This window comes from Bradyrhizobium sp. 160, from assembly GCF_023073735.1.
Taxonomy (GTDB): domain Bacteria; phylum Pseudomonadota; class Alphaproteobacteria; order Rhizobiales; family Xanthobacteraceae; genus Bradyrhizobium.
On sequence record NZ_JADPKD010000063.1, the window covers coordinates 190,261 to 205,193 of the forward strand.

18 protein-coding genes and 1 riboswitch are annotated in these 14,933 nt (G+C 64.2%); of the genes, 10 read left to right on the forward strand and 8 right to left on the reverse strand.

The annotated features are described in order from the left end of the window. The first annotated feature begins 232 nt into the window (after positions 1-232). A riboswitch (Fluoride riboswitch) is annotated at positions 233-310 on the forward strand. Positions 311-425: 115 nt separating this feature from the next. The 6 genes from IVA98_RS26520 (at position 426) to IVA98_RS26545 (ending at position 4,007) form a co-directional block, all read left to right on the forward strand. Then, positions 426-1,631, forward strand: coding sequence for an MFS transporter (locus IVA98_RS26520; protein ID WP_247303207.1), 1,206 nt, complete (start codon positions 426-428; stop codon positions 1,629-1,631). Positions 1,632-1,650: 19 nt separating this feature from the next. Continuing rightward, complete coding sequence (gene crcB / locus IVA98_RS26525) at positions 1,651-2,040, forward strand: fluoride efflux transporter CrcB (protein ID WP_247303210.1); 390 nt, start codon at positions 1,651-1,653, stop codon at positions 2,038-2,040. Positions 2,041-2,046: 6 nt separating this feature from the next. Beyond that, a complete protein-coding gene (crcB, locus tag IVA98_RS26530; RefSeq protein WP_247333044.1) occupies positions 2,047-2,475 on the forward strand; it encodes a fluoride efflux transporter CrcB in 429 nt (142 codons plus the stop codon). Between the two features lie 2 nt (positions 2,476-2,477). Continuing rightward, positions 2,478-2,819: a putative PII-like signaling protein gene (locus tag IVA98_RS26535; protein ID WP_247303213.1), complete on the forward strand. Its 342-nt coding sequence runs from the start codon at positions 2,478-2,480 to the stop codon at positions 2,817-2,819. A gap of 43 nt (positions 2,820-2,862) precedes the next feature. After that, positions 2,863-3,168 (forward strand): ATP-dependent Clp protease adapter ClpS, encoded by a 306-nt coding sequence (gene clpS, locus IVA98_RS26540; RefSeq protein WP_057753578.1) that lies wholly within the window; start codon positions 2,863-2,865, stop codon positions 3,166-3,168. A 77-nt stretch (positions 3,169-3,245) separates the two neighbouring features. Further along, positions 3,246-4,007 (forward strand): hypothetical protein, encoded by a 762-nt coding sequence (locus IVA98_RS26545; protein WP_247303215.1) that lies wholly within the window; start codon positions 3,246-3,248, stop codon positions 4,005-4,007. 120 nt (positions 4,008-4,127) lie between these two features. On the opposite strand, the gene IVA98_RS26550 is transcribed toward IVA98_RS26545, so the two are convergent. From IVA98_RS26550 to fabI, 4 genes are all read right to left on the reverse strand, one after another. Continuing rightward, complete coding sequence (locus tag IVA98_RS26550) at positions 4,128-5,318, reverse strand: adenylate/guanylate cyclase domain-containing protein (RefSeq protein ID WP_247303216.1); 1,191 nt, start codon at positions 5,316-5,318, stop codon at positions 4,128-4,130. A gap of 112 nt (positions 5,319-5,430) precedes the next feature. Further along, entirely contained in the window at positions 5,431-6,519 is a 1,089-nt protein-coding gene (aroC, locus tag IVA98_RS26555) for a chorismate synthase (RefSeq protein WP_247303217.1), read from the reverse strand. A gap of 176 nt (positions 6,520-6,695) precedes the next feature. Next, on the reverse strand, positions 6,696-7,295 hold the full coding sequence (locus tag IVA98_RS26560) for a histidine phosphatase family protein (RefSeq protein WP_247303218.1): 600 nt from the start codon (positions 7,293-7,295) through the stop codon (positions 6,696-6,698). A 12-nt stretch (positions 7,296-7,307) separates the two neighbouring features. Next, on the reverse strand, positions 7,308-8,123 hold the full coding sequence (gene fabI, locus IVA98_RS26565) for an enoyl-ACP reductase FabI (protein WP_247303219.1): 816 nt from the start codon (positions 8,121-8,123) through the stop codon (positions 7,308-7,310). 170 nt (positions 8,124-8,293) lie between these two features. On the opposite strand from fabI, the gene IVA98_RS26570 reads away from it, so the two are divergent. Then, the gene (locus tag IVA98_RS26570; RefSeq protein ID WP_247303220.1) at positions 8,294-8,782 is read left to right on the forward strand and encodes an RNA polymerase sigma factor; all 489 of its coding nucleotides are present in this window, start codon (positions 8,294-8,296) and stop codon (positions 8,780-8,782) included. A gap of 103 nt (positions 8,783-8,885) precedes the next feature. Further along, positions 8,886-9,656 carry an anti-sigma factor family protein gene (locus IVA98_RS26575; protein ID WP_247303221.1) on the forward strand — a complete coding sequence of 257 codons (771 nt, stop codon included), beginning with the start codon at positions 8,886-8,888 and terminating at the stop codon, positions 9,654-9,656. 378 nt (positions 9,657-10,034) lie between these two features. Here the strand turns inward: IVA98_RS26575 and IVA98_RS26580 are convergent, their stop codons facing one another. Together IVA98_RS26580 and IVA98_RS26585 are read right to left on the reverse strand one after the other, a co-directional pair. Further along, positions 10,035-10,997, reverse strand: a complete 963-nt coding sequence (locus IVA98_RS26580; RefSeq protein WP_247355772.1) for a DnaJ C-terminal domain-containing protein — start codon at positions 10,995-10,997, stop codon at positions 10,035-10,037. A 186-nt stretch (positions 10,998-11,183) separates the two neighbouring features. Next, a complete protein-coding gene (locus IVA98_RS26585) occupies positions 11,184-11,591 on the reverse strand; it encodes an RT0821/Lpp0805 family surface protein (protein ID WP_247355773.1) in 408 nt (135 codons plus the stop codon). A gap of 113 nt (positions 11,592-11,704) precedes the next feature. Between IVA98_RS26585 and pdxH the strand changes: the two genes are divergently transcribed. Next, entirely contained in the window at positions 11,705-12,346 is a 642-nt protein-coding gene (pdxH, locus tag IVA98_RS26590; protein ID WP_247333039.1) for a pyridoxamine 5'-phosphate oxidase, read from the forward strand. A gap of 35 nt (positions 12,347-12,381) precedes the next feature. Continuing rightward, a complete protein-coding gene (locus IVA98_RS26595; RefSeq protein WP_247303227.1) occupies positions 12,382-13,134 on the forward strand; it encodes an SDR family NAD(P)-dependent oxidoreductase in 753 nt (250 codons plus the stop codon). 96 nt (positions 13,135-13,230) lie between these two features. Here the strand turns inward: IVA98_RS26595 and IVA98_RS26600 are convergent, their stop codons facing one another. Further along, complete coding sequence (locus IVA98_RS26600; RefSeq protein WP_247279174.1) at positions 13,231-13,449, reverse strand: hypothetical protein; 219 nt, start codon at positions 13,447-13,449, stop codon at positions 13,231-13,233. Positions 13,450-13,739: 290 nt separating this feature from the next. Further along, entirely contained in the window at positions 13,740-14,717 is a 978-nt protein-coding gene (locus IVA98_RS26605; RefSeq protein ID WP_247303229.1) for a magnesium transporter CorA family protein, read from the reverse strand. Positions 14,718-14,933: the final 216 nt, after the last annotated feature.

Below are 14,933 nucleotides of genomic sequence, written 5' to 3' on the forward strand. Positions count from 1 at the left end.
TCGCCTTGCCGCAAAGTGCGAAGATCGCTTGCGCTTCACATTCGAGTTAGGATCGGCCCAATTTGCGCAAAGCTGCCGCGCTGTTGCCGCGCTCGCGCCGCCGGAACACGAGCGGTCATATACGCACCGGCACTCCGGGGCGCTTCGCAGAGCCAAGCCCGGATGTAATGATGTGGTGTGTAGGCACACTTCCCCGCCCACTTGTCCGGCGCAATTTCCATGCTAGGCTGGACCCACAGATGGGGATGGAGTCCCCCGACAACCGCCCGGCGGTCGATGATCGTAGTGGGCTGATGACTCCTGCTTGAGGTGGGGCAATCGTTAGGCCTTCGCCTTTGGTGGGAGCATGGACCAACCCGCCGATGGCGGGTTTTTTGTTGCCTGGTGACGAAGGCCAGCAAGCCAGGGCAGGAGAAGGCGAAGACGTGACGACGACGACACCGAATGCCGCGCGCGCCTCACTGCCCAGGGGAATCTGGGTGCTCGGCTTCGTCTCGATGCTGATGGACATCTCCTCCGAGATGATCCATGCGCTGCTGCCGGTCTATCTCGTCACCGTGCTCGGCGCCTCCACGCTCACGGTCGGTTTCATCGAGGGCATTGCCGAGGCGACCGCCTCGATCACGAAAATCTTCTCCGGCGCCCTGTCGGACTGGCTTGGTCGGCGCAAGCTGCTCGCCGCGCTCGGCTATGGGCTAGCCGCTTTCACCAAACCGCTGTTTCCGCTCGCGTCGAGCGTCGGGTGGCTGGTGGCGGCGCGCTTCATCGATCGCGTCGGCAAGGGCATTCGCGGCGCGCCGCGCGATGCCCTGATCGCCGACATCGCTCCCATCGGCCTGCGCGGCGCGAGCTTTGGCCTGCGACAATCGCTCGACACGATCGGTGCCTTCGTCGGGCCGCTCGCGGCCATCGGCCTAATGTGGTGGACGGCGGACAATTTTACGATCGTGTTCTGGGTTGCGGTGCTGCCGGCCTTCCTGTCCTTCGGACTGATCGCACTTGCCGTGCACGAGCCGGCGGATCCGAGCCGGGAGCCTGCGAAGAACCCGCTCAATCTTGCCGCGATGCGGCAGCTCGGATCGGTCTACTGGCGCGTCGTCGCGGTCGGCGTCGTCTTCACGCTCGCGCGCTTCAGCGAGGCCTTCCTGATCCTGCGCGCGCAGAACATCGGGCTCAATGCGATGTGGGTGCCGGCGGTGCTGGTGCTGATGAACGTCGCTTATGCACTGTCGGCCTATCCGGCCGGCGTGCTGTCGGACCGGATCAACCGAACCGGCCTGCTCGCGCTCGGCCTCATCTTCCTTGCCGGGGCCGACCTCGCGCTGGCATTGCTCCCGAGCCTTGCAGGCCTCGCGCTCGGCGTCGTGCTGTGGGGGCTGCATATGGGATTGACGCAAGGCCTGCTCTCGGCCCTCGTCGCCGACGCCGCGCCGCCGAGCCTGCGCGGCACCGCGTTCGGCTATTTCAACCTGTTCACGGGCCTCGCCTTGTTAGCCGCGAGCGTGATCGCCGGCGCGTTGTGGGATGCCTACGGTCCGGCAGGCACGTTTCTGGCAGGGCTCGGCTTTGCGCTGATCTCGCTCGTAGGACTGCTTGCCGTCGGCAACGGTCTGGCAGCGGAGCAAAAATGATGAGGGGGAGCTTTTCGTCGTGCTGAGTGGAGTGCTTGCGATCATGATCGGGAGCGTGCTCGGCGGCTGCGCGCGCTATTTCGTGTCCGGCGCGATCGCGCGGCGGCTGGGCGAGACGTTTCCGTGGGGCACCATGACGATCAACGTCACCGGCGCCTTCCTGATCGGCATTGTTGGCGCGCTCGCGGCCCATCCCGGCTCGGTTTTCGCCACGCCCAACCCTTGGCTGTTCGCGGTGACCGGCTTTCTCGGCTGCTACACCACGGTGTCCTCGTTCAGCCTGCAAACCCTGACGCTGGCGCGGAGCGGCGAGCCAATGCACGCACTCGGCAACGTCGTGTTCTCGGTCGGGCTGTGCCTCGCCGCCGTTAGTTGCGGCTTTCTCCTTGCGGACAGTCTTGGAGGATAGCAGCACATGAGCGTCCCCTCCTCCGCCGATCGCTGGCGTAGCGCGATACTTTACACCTGGGTTGCCGGCGGCAGCATCGTCGGCGGGCTGACGCGTTATCTGGTCGGTCTCGCGCTCGACACCGGGCCGGGCTTTCCCTTCGCCACGCTGTTCATCAACGCGACGGGATCGTTGATCATCGGCTTCTACGCGACGCTGACCGGCCCCGACGGCCGCGTGCTGGCGCGGCCCGAGCACCGACAGTTCGTCATGACCGGGTTCTGCGGCGGCTACACCACGTTCTCCACCTTCAGCCTGGAGACCTTCCGCCTGCTCCACGGCGGCATGAAATACACCGCGCTCGCCTACATTGCCGCGTCCGTGATCTGCTGGCTGGTGTCGGTCTGGATCGGCCATATGATGGCGAGCCGCTATAACGGCTTGACAAGGAGCTGACCATGCAAATCCCCGCTCAGGCAGTTTCGCTCCGGATCTTCATCGGCGAGAGCGACCATTTCGACGGCAAGCCGCTCTATGAAGCGATCGTGATGACGGCGCGCGAGCGGCACCTCGCCGGCGCCACCGTGCTGCGCGGTCCGATGGGCTTCGGCAGGTCGAGCCGGCTGCACACGTCGAAGATCCTGCGACTTTCGGAAGACCTGCCGCTGCTGATCGAGATCGTCGACAGCGAGGACAACATCAACGCATTCCTGCCCATCCTCGATGGCATGATGTCGAGCGGGCTGATCACCTTGGAGAAGGTGCAGGTCCTGCAATATGGTGCGAAGGTCGCGAGCTGATCCCTCCAGCAGGAACCCGAGCCCGCCGTGTCCGGGAGGCGGAATGAACGATACCGTTACCACACCGAAAACCAGGACGAAGACCAAGGTCGAGCGGCCGAAGCTGCACAAGGTCATCCTGATCAACGATGACTACACGCCGCGCGAATTCGTCACGATGGTGCTCAAGGCCGAATTCCGCATGACCGAGGATCAGGCCTACAAGGTGATGATCACCGCGCACAAGCTGGGCGCCTGCGTCGTCGCCGTGTTCACCAAGGACGTCGCCGAGACCAAGGCGACGCGCGCCACCGATGCCGGACGCGCCAAGGGTTATCCGCTGCTGTTCACGACGGAGCCGGAGGAATAGGCGCCGCCTGCCCGCTTCGGGTCAATTTTAGCGATCCGTGCTACCGCAGGTTTAATCTCCTGTGTCACCACCATGCGATGACAGTCACACTGCGCAAACAACTCGAGCTCAAGCCGGCCCGCCCCGAAACCTCGTTCGGTCCGTTCAGGCTGCTGCATGCCCTGCCCTGGCTGATCCTGGCGGCCGCGATGCGTGTGATCGCGTTCGGCGGCGGCGCCGTGGCGTTGCCCGCAATCATCGTTTCCGACATTTCGGTGCTGCTGGCCTTCTTTGCGACGGCGCAACAATCGATCGAGGCGGCGGGTGGCCAATCCTCGCTGGGTGCGCTGACAATGGGCGAGCAGTTCAAGCTTTCCTTCTCGATCCTGTGGCGGATCATGCTCGTGATGATCGCAGCTGCGCTCAGCGCCGCAGCGGCCGGTTACGGAGCTACGTATCATCTCATGGCCGGCCTCGACGGCATGGCGTTCGATCAGTTCACCCATCCCGGACGTTTCTGGAGCGCATGGATCGCCGCGATCGTGCTGCTCATGATCGTGCGTGCCGAGCGCGACGACGGCAGGGTCGCCCTGTTTGCGGCGATCGGCGAATTCGCACGACGCGGGCTGTGGCTCGGCGCCGCCGTCATCGCCCTCGGCGTCATCAACGTGGCTCTCGCCTATGGACAGGAGGCGGTGCGTACCGCGATCTGGAACTTCTGGCAGACCTCGTCCTCGACGCAGTTCACCAAGAACCTGATCTATTTCGTCTTCATCTTCAGCTTCGCCATGCTGCGGCTGTGGATCACCTTGAGGGTGCTGACTCTCGGTCTGAAACAGTCTTATGTTCGCGACAGCTAGAGCCGCCGGCAGCGCCAGCCCTAGAGCGCGATGCGAATAGAACGAATCGTCATCGCGCTTTAGATTGTTGTTGAACATGATCTCTTCGGAAAACCGCTGCGCACCTTTCCGGATCATGCTTTAGGCCATCACCACCGGCGTCTCTTCCGCCAGCCCGTACACGCGCTGCGCCTTGGAAAAGCCCGCGATCGGAAACTCGCCGAGCTCGTGCCAGTGGTGGTGGCAGACATTGGCAAAACCCTCCGAGGCGACGACGGTCCGGCCCAGCCGCCCCGTGATCTTCTCCAGCCGGGCCGCGAGATTGACGGCGGGGCCAATGCAGGTGAAGTCCAGCCGGTTGCCGCCGCCGATATTGCCGTAGAGGATGTTGCCGACGTGCAGCGCGACCCCGAAACGGAAGCGCTCGACGGCATCGCCGACCGGAAACGCGAGCGACTCCACGCTGGCGCGCGCTTCGCGCGCGGCCTCCAGCACGCGCGCGCAGACATGGGCAGCATCGCCGACATATTCGTCGATCGGAAACACCGCGAGCAGGCCGTCGCCCATGAATTTCAGCACCTCGCCGCCATGGCCCCGGATCGCGGTGACCTGGCAATCGAAATAATGGTTGAGGATCGCGACCACCGTCTCCGCCGGCAGCCGGTCCGACAGCGCGGTGAAGCCGCGCAGGTCCGACAGCCAGATCACCGCCTGCATGGTGTCGGTGTGGCCACGGCGAATCTGGCCCCCGAGAATGCGCGCGCCGGCGCGGTTGCCGACATAGGTGTCGAGCAGCATCTCGGCGGTGCGCCGCAGGCTGATGATCTCGCTGACGCGCGCCAGCGGCGCTATGATGGTTCGGATCGCCGCGATGTCGTCGTCGCTGAAGCCGCCGGGATGCTGCGTGATCCAGCTCGTCGCGTGGATGGATCCGTCGAGAAACGGCACCGGCACCGCGATATAGTCGGTCGCGCCTTCGGCACGCATGTCGTCGAGGAACGGAAATCGCTTGCTGTCAGGATCGCTCGCGCGTCCCCTGACCTCCAGCCTCTGCTCGAACACGATGCGGAGCGGGCTGCGGGCGAATTCGGGCGTGTCCAGAATATCGAAATCGACGCTGCCGATTTCGACCTCCTCGCCCTGCCGCCATATGAAGTTGCGACCGAAGATTTCCGGATGCAGCGTGCGGATGAAGATACCGAACCGCCACAGCGGCAGGCCGGCCGCGACCAGACGTTCGCAGAAATCGGCGATCATCTCGGCCGGCTCTTGCGACGTCCAAGCGCCGTCGATCAGCCAGTTGGTAATGCGCTGGAGCTCGGAGCTGTTCATGTCCGCATTTGCGGACGAAGTTGCGGGCCCGTCAAGCTGCGCGGAGAGCTTGTGGTGCGACACGAACGCCGGCGGCGGCGTTCAGCTCTACCGGTCGGGGAGAGGTGAAAAACTAGCGTCCGACTTGGCCGCGATCGCGCAAAAAGTGGTCGGCCAGCACGCAGGCCATCATGGCCTCACCGACGGGGACGGCACGGATGCCGACGCAGGGGTCGTGGCGGCCCTTGGTGAAGATCTCGGTATCAGTGCCCTTGCGGTCGACGGTGAGGCGCGGCTGCAGGATCGACGAGGTCGGCTTCACTGCGAAGCGCACCACCACCGGCTGTCCGGTGGAGATGCCGCCCAGAACGCCGCCGGCATGGTTGGAGAGAAAGCGCGTGCCGTCGTTGCCGGTGCGCATCTCGTCGGCGTTCTCCTCGCCGGTCAATTCGGCCGCGCCAAAGCCGGCGCCGATCTCGACGCCCTTCACGGCGTTGATGGTCATCATCGCGGCGGCCAGATCGGAGTCGAGCTTGGCATAGATCGGCGCGCCAAGGCCTGCCGGCACGCCTTCGGCGACAACCTCGATCACCGCGCCGATCGAGGAGCCGCTCTTGCGGATGCCGTCGAGATAGGTCTCGAAGAAGGCGGCCTTGTCCTTGTCGGGACAGAAGAACGGATTTTTCCCGATCTCGTCCCAGTCCCATTTGGTGCGGTCGATCTTGTGCGGGCCCATCTGCACCAGCGCGCCGCGCACCTTGACGTCGGGCAGCACTTTTCGCGCGATCGCACCGGCGGCAACGCGCGTCGCGGTCTCGCGCGCCGAGGAGCGCCCGCCGCCGCGATAGTCGCGCAGGCCGTACTTCGCCTCATAGGTGAAGTCGGCATGACCAGGCCGAAACTTGTCCTTGATCTCGGAATAGTCCTTCGAGCGCTGGTCGGTGTTCTCGATCAGGAGCCCGATCGGGGTGCCCGTCGTTACCTGCACGCCGGTCTCCGGATGCGCCATCACGCCGGACAGGATCTTCACCTGGTCCGGCTCCTGGCGCTGGGTGGTGAAGCGCGACTGGCCCGGCCGGCGGCGGTCGAGGTCGCCCTGGATGTCGCTCTCGCTGAGCGGGATCATGGGAGGACAGCCGTCGACCACGCAGCCGATCGCCACTCCGTGGCTCTCGCCGAAGGTGGTGACACGGAACATGTGGCCGAAGGTGTTGAAGGACATGCTTGGCTGTCGCCTGTGCTTACTTTTTACATAAACGTTGTATGTCAACGTCGTAGCCCCGAGGGCCACGGCATTCAAGCCTAGTTCCGTCACTCCGGGGCGATGCAGAGCATCGAACCCGGAATCTCGAGATTCCCGGTTCGCCCTTCGGGCGCCCCGGGATGACGAAATCTCGCCTAATAAAACTTCTCCAGCCGGCCGTCGCGGAACACGTAGACGGCGCCCTGCTGGATATAGAGGTCGGCGGCGCTGGCGGGGGTCTCGATGCCCAAAGCCACCATCAGGGCCCGGCAGGTGCCGCCATGGGCGACCGCGACGGTATCGACCAGAAGCGACTCGTACCAATCGAGGACGCGCAGCTGTACGGCCGCATAGGTCTCGCCGCCAGCGGGCGCGACCGTCCATTTGTCGGCGAGGCGCCTTGCATAGACATCAGGATCGGAGGCCTCGCTTTCGGCCAATGTCAGCCCCTCCCACGTGCCGTAGCCGATCTCCCGCAGGCGGTCGTCGAGCGAGTAATCGGCAAGCGGCAATTCAAGCTTGCGGCGGACCAGTTCCATGGTCTGGCGCGCACGCCCGAGCGGGCTCGAGACGTAGGGCAGCGCCGCCTTGTCCTTGCCGTCGCGCCTGAACAGATCGGCCAGAACGTCAGCCGCGTGCGCGGCCTGGCTGCGGCCACGTGCGTTCAGCGGGATGTCCTGGGTGCCCTGAAGCCGCCCGAGCGCGTTCCACTCGGTCTCGCCGTGGCGCAGAAAGTAGATCGTAGGCACGGGCATTGCCGCTGAAAGTTAGTCCTTGCCACCCAGCGAGATATCAGGCGCGTCCGGGCGCTTCATGCCGAGCACGTGATAGCCGGAATCGACGTGGTGAACCTCGCCGGTCACGCCGCGCGACAAGTCGGAGAGGAAATACAGCGCGCTGCCACCGACGTCTTCGGTCGAAACGTTGCGCCGCATCGGCGCGTTGTACTCGTTCCACTTCAGGATATAGCGGAAATCGCCGATGCCGGACGCGGCGAGCGTCTTGATGGGACCTGCCGAGATCGCGTTGACGCGGATGTTTTTCTCGCCGAGATCGGCGGCGAGATAGCGCACGCTGGCTTCCAGCGCGGCCTTGGCCACGCCCATGACGTTGTAATGCGGCATCCATTTCTCGGCACCGTAATAGCTGAGCGTGATGAGCGAGCCGCCGTCCGTCATCAGCTTCTCGGCGCGCTGCGCCACCGCGGTGAACGAGTAGCAGGAGATCAGCATCGACTTCGAAAAATTCTCCTGCGTGGTGTCGACGTAGCGACCGTCGAGCTGCTCGCCATAGGCGATCGCGTGCACCAGGAAGTCGATCTTGCCCCATTTCTCCTTCAGCACCGCGAAGGCGGCGTCGATGGTGGCAGCGTCGGTGACGTCGCAATGGCCGAGCACGAGACCGCCGACCTCCGCGGCGAGCGGCTCGACGCGCTTCTTCAGCGCATCGCCCTGATAGGTGAAGGCGAGCTCGGCACCGGCCGCGCGGCATGCCTTGGCGATGCCCCAGGCGATCGAGCGGTTGTTGGCAACACCGAGGATCACGCCCCGTTTGCCCTGCATCAGACCTGAATTCTGCGCCATTTCTCAACGTCCCATCGAGCGGGTTAAGGTCTGGAGGTACACCAGCCCTCCTTCGCGGTACAGTCCTAATGCACGGCGTTAACGCTGTTTCGAGCGCCGGAATAGCCGTTTCATTCGGGTGTTATGATCGTTGAGGCGCTCGCGCCGGACACTGGGACGTGAAAACCGCAATGAATGCGTTTCGCCAGAGTGTGGAAGCCATGATCCCGGCGTTGCGCCGCTATGCCCGCGCGCTCACGCGCGATGGGGATGCGGCCGACGATCTGGTGCAGGATACGTTGGTGCGCGCGCTGCGCTCCGAGCGCCTGTTCCTCGGAGGCGACGTCAGGAGCTGGCTCTACACGATCCTGACCAACCTCAACAAGAACCGGCGGCGCTCACTGGCGAGGCGGCCGCAATTGATGCCGCTGACCGAAAACAATCCGGACGCCAGCGGGACCGAGGCCGAAGGACGCGATATCGAGAAGGCGCTGGCCACCCTCGTCGAGGAGCAGCGTTCGGTGCTGCTGCTGGTGATGCTGGAGGGCATGAGCTATCGCGAGGTCGCCGACATTCAGGGCGTGCCGATCGGCACCGTGATGTCGCGCCTGGCGCGCGCCCGCGCCCACGTCAAAGCCTCGCTGAACGGCGAGCGCCCGGCGCTCAGGCGGGTGAAATGATGGCAGAGTTGATGCATCGCGTGTTGTCCGCCCACATGCCGATGGAGCGAGCGACATTGAGCCACGAAGAACATTTTGGGCCCCAGAGCCAGAGACAACCGATATGAACGATCGCAAGATCCCGGTGACCGAAGACGAGCTGCACGCCTATGTCGACGGCGAGCTGCCGGCCGAACGTCGCGCCGATGTCGAGGCCTGGCTTGCCGCCAACCCTGGCGAGGCCGAGCGTGTGCAGTCGTGGCGCGCCATGGCCGAGATGCTGCACGCCCGCTACGATTCCATCGCCCACGAGCCGGTGCCGGCACGGCTGGAGCTTGAGCGGCTGGAGCGCCGCCCGCGGCAATGGCTCTATGGCGCCGCCGCGGCTGTGCTGGTTGCCTTCGTTGCCGGCGGCACAGCCGGGTGGGTGGCGCATGGCGCCGCCAACGCGCCCTCGACCTTCCAGAGCTTCACGGCCGACGCGCTCGACGCCCACCGCCTCTACGTCGTCGAGGTCCGCCACCCTGTCGAGGTCGGCGGCAACGAGCGTGACCACCTGCAGGCTTGGCTGACACGGCGCTGCGGCTGGACTGTGTTCGCTCCGAACCTGGAGGCGAGCGGGCTGAAGCTCGTCGGCGGCCGGCTCTTGCCGGGCCCGAACGGTCCGGCGTCGTTCCTGATGTATGAAGGCGCCTCCGGCGAGCGGTACACGATCTACGCCGCCAAGACCGAGAACGGCGCGACACAGATGCGCTATGCCAAGACGGATAAGGACGGTGCGCTGTTCTGGGCCGAACGTGGAGTTGGCTACGTCGTCAGCGGCGGTACCGATCGTGACCGGCTGACCAAGGTGGCCCAGGCCGTGTACGACCAAGCCGAGAAGAACGGGAGGTAGACAACCCGAGCAAACGCGTGCCTCGATTCCGTCATTGAAAATTTGGAATCACGACATCGGCGCGTCTCATTATCGCACCGGATGATCACGCGAAAATGCGCAGCGTTCGATCCGCCGATCGACGCGGGCGGCCTCGATTGGGGTTTTTGGTACCGCGCTGGTCCCCCTCTCGAGGCCGCACCTTTTTGTCGGCTGCCCCGCCGGACAGCTGACACGTCTCAAACATCTGCGTCGAAGCGCGACTACGCTTCAGGCGTGGGTTGAGCATCATCCTTTCGGGAAGAGAATGCTCCGATCGTCGAGGCGGGCTCGGATAGCGCCCTGTCGTTCGCGCATAACCTTTTCAAAAAACCGCTGCGCCGTTTTCCGGATCGTGCGTTAGCCGAGTCCGCTCCGTGGATTGTAGCGGTGTTGGTCCCGCCACTTTTCCATCAATGCTTCAAGCTCAGCGTCGTTCCCGTCCGGTAGCATAATCCTGATTGTCACGAAGAGATCCCCGGTTCCACCCGCCTTCGGCAGCCCTTTGCCCTTGAGGCGGAAGGTCCGACCGCTGGAGGTGTTTTTCGGCACCGAGAGCTCCACGGCGTTGCCGAGCGTAGGCACGCGGACCTTGGCGCCGAGCACCGCCTCGTACAGAGTGACCGGCAGATCGATGCGCAAGTCGGCGCCTTCGACCTTAAAGTAGGGGTGGGGCGCGATGTTGATGGTGATCAGGAGATCGCCGGGCGGATGGCCTTGCGCACTTTCGCCCTGCCCCCGCAGCCGGATCTGCTGGCCTTCGGTGACGCCAGCCGGAATCTTGACATTAAGCTCCTTGCCCGTCGGCAGCCGGACGCGCTTCTCGCCGCCCTTGACCGCCTCTTCCAGCGAGACGGACATGGCAACGTTCACGTCGAGATCGAGTCCGATCCCGCCGGTGTCGAAGTCGAACTGGGCCGCCCCAGCCCCAGGGCGCGCGCCACGCATCCCACCCCCGAACATGCTGTTGAGGATATCCTCGAACGCACCGCCGCCAGGGGCGCCACCCGCACCGCCGCTCCGGAATGTATAGCTCTCGAAACCGCCGGGCCCTGTGCGGCCGCGCGGCCCGCCGCCACCCGGAAAGCCCTGGAAGCGCGGCTTGCCCTCGGCGTCGATCTCGCCGCGGTCGAACTGCTTGCGCTTGTCCTCGTCGCCCAGAATCTCGTTGGCCGAATTGATCTCGGCGAAGCGCTCGGCGGCCTTCGGGTCACCCTTGTTGTTGTCGGGATGATGCCTCTTGGCAAGCTTGCGATAGGCGCTCTTGATGGCGGCAGCGCTGGCGCTCCGCGGCACCCCCAAGACCTCATAGGGGTCGCGCATCCGTCACGTCTCCTTCAAGAAATCGAATTGTTCAAAGGGCTCCCTGCCCCACCTGCCAGTCATGTGGGGAGAGAGTGGCATTTTTGCAACTAGGGGCGCGTGCTGACTCTAGATGGTTCGAGCATGATCTTAGCGGAAGACCGGTTCCCACATTCGCGAGGGTGGCCCTTCGCGTCCGGATCATGCTCAGCTCCGCCACGGCTTTAGCGGATGAATCTCCCAACGGCCATGGCTGCTTTGGCAGCCGGCGCCCTGGAGCCAGCTTTCGGTATTGCCGTTGACATAGCTTGCCAGAAAGTCGCGGCACTTGCGGCCGTCTTCGGCGGCATAGGATTGCGCGATCGGGGTGACCGAGCCGCGCGCGCCGGTCTCCGGGTTCTCCCAGTGCTGGCTCGAATCCTTGTCGCCCTTGCTGAGGACGTCCGAGGCAGCGTTGCGGGCGAAGGCGAGATCAGTCTCGGTCGGCGGGGCGTCCTTCGCCGGCCGCGCGATCGATCCAGTCAGGTCGCTGTCGTCGGCCCTGGCATAGGCGCTGCTGTCGTTGCGCGAAAAGCTGCAGCCGCCGGCACCAAGCCCGATCAGAATCAGCGTCATGACGAAGCCGGACGGTCGGATCGTCGATAGGCCAACGCGTCGCCATGCCCTATATAGGGCGGTAGCGGACAACAGCGCGTTTTGGGCCGCGGGACGCAATTCGGACTCCAGACATGACCGACACGACCTCGATGAAACACCAGACACCCTTAACATCCGGTGATTTCACCACCGCCGACGAGCCATTTGCGCTGTTCGAGGCCTGGCTGAACGAGGCGATCAAGAGCGAGCCGAACGATCCGAACGCGATGGCGCTCGCGACCGTGGACGCGGACGGGCTTCCGGACGTGCGCATGGTGCTGATGAAGGGCTTCGATACCGAGGGTTTCGTCTTCTACAGCCACATCGCAAGCCAGAAGGGCCGCGAACTCGCCGCAAATCCTAAGGCAGCATTACTTTTCCACTGGAAGTCACTGCGCCGTCAGGTCCGCATCCGCGGCAACGTGACGCCGGTGACCGACGCCGAGGCCGATGCCTATTTCGCCACCCGCCCCAAGCAGGCGCAGATCGGCGCCTGGGCGAGCAAGCAGTCCGAGCCGCTGGAGAGCCGCTTCGCGTTCGAACAGGCCATCGCAAAAGTCGCGGCCAAATACGTCATCGGCGAGGTGCCGCGGCCGCCGGGCTGGAGCGGCTGGCGCATCGCGCCGATGCGGATCGAGTTTTGGCACGACCGCCCATTCCGCCTACACGACCGCATCGAATTTCGCCGTGACGCGGCCGGTCGACCGTGGTCCAAGACGCGGATGTATCCTTGAGCCTTGTCTCCAGCTTTCCGACCTGAAAGATGTCCATGCCGCATTCATCCAATGTGCCGCGTCGTACGCTGCTCCTGACCGGAGCCAGCCGCGGCATCGGCCACGCCACCGTGATCCGGTTCTCCTCGGCCGGCTGGCGCGTCATCACCTGCTCACGGCATCCTTTCCCGGAAGACTGCCCGTGGGACGCAGGCCCCGAGGACCACATCCAGGTCGACCTCGGCGATCCCCAGGATACCGCGCGCGCGATCACCGAGATCCGGCGCCGGCTCGAGGGCGGCACGCTGCATGCGCTGGTGAACAACGCCGCGATCTCGCCGAAGGGCCCGGACGGCGCGCGGCTCGGTTCGGTCGACACCGACCTCGATACCTGGACGCACGTCTTCAACGTCAACTTTTTCGCGCCGATCAGGATGGCGCGCGGACTCATCGAAGAGCTGAAGGCGGCAAAAGGATCAGTCGTCAACGTCACCTCGATCGCGGGCTCGCGCGTCCATCCCTTCGCCGGCGCCGCCTACGCGACGTCCAAGGCTGCGCTCGCCTCGCTGACGCGCGAGATGGCTTCCGACTTCGGCCGCATCGGCGTGCGCGTCAACGCGATCGCGCCGGGCGAGATCGACACCTCGATCCTGTCACCCGGCACCGAGAAGATCGTCGAGCAGCAGATCCCGATGCACCGGCTCGGCACGCCTGACGAGGTTGCCAAGATCATCTACGTGCTGTGCACGGACACCAGTTCCTACGTCAACGGCGCCGAGATCCACATCAACGGCGGCCAGCACGTGTGATTGCTTTTGCCGATGATTGGGCTGTTAGCTGCTTAGGCAAGCAAGGCGATCCAGACAACGCCGCCGCAAGACCTGGATCGCCCTTCCTTCCGTTCCTCAATCGAGTCGAATCCGACGCGACCTCTCGCGCGGCCGTGGAGCGGCCGCGTTGAATGCTGTCGAGCAGTCGTCGTCGTTCTCGCCGTCGAGCAGCGGAGCACCACAGTGCCGGCACATGCGTGCCGACAATGACGGCGCCTTGCCGCTCGTCACGACCTGTCGATAGTTCGCCAGATCGATAACGTTGCGGGGCGTCGTTATGTGTTTTTCAACCATGGCTGTTCCTCGCGGCTAACACGCTGCTTATCGCAGACAAGTTTCGCGCAAACGTTCAGCCCACCGCTCAAATTTTACCGGAGGAATTGGGGCACAGAGCACAGGTCACCGCACCGCCTCAATCCCGCTCTATTCTGCGACACGATCGACTATGTCTGTGCGACTGGCGTAAGGTCTCGGTAGGGATCTTTGCTTGAGCATGATCTCGGCGCAAACGCGTTCGCGTTTGTCGCGAGGGAAAACCGCCGCACATTTTGCGCTAACGCGGCCCTCCGGGTCGGATCATGCTCCTACAGCCACTTCTTCCACTTGAAGATCCAGTACGGGACGATCGCCGCGATCAACATCATCACCAGCGCCATCGGATAGCCGTGGACCCATTCGAGTTCCGGCATGATCTTGAAATTCATGCCGTAGATCGAGGCGATCAGCGTCGGCGGCATCAGGACGACGGCCATGACCGAGAACAGCTTGATGATGTTGTTCTGCTCGAGATTGACGACGCCGAGCATGGCGTCGAGCACGAAAGTGATCTTGTTGGAGAGATAGGATGCGTGATCGGTCAGCGAGGCCACGTCGCGCTGCATGGTCTTGAGCTGCTCGCGCATATCCTTCGACCATTTCACGCCTTCGACCACTGCGGACAAGAAGGTCACGACGCGGCCGATCGACACCAGGCTCTCGCGAACCTTCGAGGTCAGATCGCCCTTGCGGCCGATCGAGATCAGGATCTGTGAATATCGCTTGGCCTGTCCGTGGCGCTCGCTCTCGGGCTCGAAGATGTCGTGCGAGACCTGGTCGATCTCGGCGCCGCAGCGCTCCAGAATGTCGGCGCAGCGGTCGATCACCGCGTCCAGGAGTTCCATCAGCACCATCTCGCCGGTGATCGCCGGCGTGCAGGAGCGGGCGAGCTTGGCCTCGACCAGGGCGAACGGCTTTGGCAAGTCATACCGCACCGTCACCAGGCGGTGGTCGCCGAGGATGAAGGTCACTGCCGTGGTCCGGGGCATATCGGTATCGGAGTGGCACATCAGCGTCGCGGTCATGTAGCGCGCGCCGTTCTCGATATAGAGCCGGCTGGAGATCTCGATCTCCTGCATGTCTTCGCGGGTCGGGATCGCGATTCCCGCCAGCCGCTCCACCGCCTTGTCCTCGGCCGCACTCGGGTTGACGAGGTCGATCCAGACCGCGCTCTCAGGCAGCGCAGTGAGATCCTCGATGACGGCCTTCTTGAGGGAGGCCTCGGAGGGAATAAACACCGAAAACATGACAACTCCAGAGAACTTGCGACGGAATGACAGCCACGCCCTTAGCGCGATTCTGACAAGTTCACGATGACAGTCGGATTAACGGAGCGTTGGTATGTGGGGCGGGGCCGCGGCTCAACTGTGGCACGGAATCGACAGTCCCGGGCGCCTTTGCCGCAAAACTCACACAGCACCGTAAAACTTGCGGCAGAAAAGCCACAGCTTGGCTCTTGCAGC

Bases quoted from the DNA above. Each gene is read 5' to 3' on its own strand.
- crcB (WP_247333044.1), top strand. From the start codon at position 2,047: ATGAGCGTCCCCTCCTCCGCCGATCGCTGGCGTAGCGCGATACTTTAC.
- IVA98_RS26535 (WP_247303213.1), top strand. From the start codon at position 2,478: ATGCAAATCCCCGCTCAGGCAGTTTCGCTCCGGATCTTCATCGGCGAG.
- clpS (WP_057753578.1), top strand. From the start codon at position 2,863: ATGAACGATACCGTTACCACACCGAAAACCAGGACGAAGACCAAGGTC.
- IVA98_RS26545 (WP_247303215.1), top strand. From the start codon at position 3,246: ATGACAGTCACACTGCGCAAACAACTCGAGCTCAAGCCGGCCCGCCCC.
- IVA98_RS26550 (WP_247303216.1), bottom strand. From the start codon at position 5,318: ATGAACAGCTCCGAGCTCCAGCGCATTACCAACTGGCTGATCGACGGC.
- aroC (WP_247303217.1), bottom strand. From the start codon at position 6,519: ATGTCCTTCAACACCTTCGGCCACATGTTCCGTGTCACCACCTTCGGC.
- IVA98_RS26560 (WP_247303218.1), bottom strand. From the start codon at position 7,295: ATGCCCGTGCCTACGATCTACTTTCTGCGCCACGGCGAGACCGAGTGG.
- fabI (WP_247303219.1), bottom strand. From the start codon at position 8,123: ATGGCGCAGAATTCAGGTCTGATGCAGGGCAAACGGGGCGTGATCCTC.
- IVA98_RS26570 (WP_247303220.1), top strand. From the start codon at position 8,294: ATGAATGCGTTTCGCCAGAGTGTGGAAGCCATGATCCCGGCGTTGCGC.
- IVA98_RS26575 (WP_247303221.1), top strand. From the start codon at position 8,886: ATGAACGATCGCAAGATCCCGGTGACCGAAGACGAGCTGCACGCCTAT.
- IVA98_RS26580 (WP_247355772.1), bottom strand. From the start codon at position 10,997: ATGCGCGACCCCTATGAGGTCTTGGGGGTGCCGCGGAGCGCCAGCGCT.
- IVA98_RS26585 (WP_247355773.1), bottom strand. From the start codon at position 11,591: ATGACGCTGATTCTGATCGGGCTTGGTGCCGGCGGCTGCAGCTTTTCG.
- pdxH (WP_247333039.1), top strand. From the start codon at position 11,705: ATGACCGACACGACCTCGATGAAACACCAGACACCCTTAACATCCGGT.
- IVA98_RS26595 (WP_247303227.1), top strand. From the start codon at position 12,382: ATGCCGCATTCATCCAATGTGCCGCGTCGTACGCTGCTCCTGACCGGA.
- IVA98_RS26600 (WP_247279174.1), bottom strand. From the start codon at position 13,449: ATGGTTGAAAAACACATAACGACGCCCCGCAACGTTATCGATCTGGCG.
- IVA98_RS26605 (WP_247303229.1), bottom strand. From the start codon at position 14,717: ATGTTTTCGGTGTTTATTCCCTCCGAGGCCTCCCTCAAGAAGGCCGTC.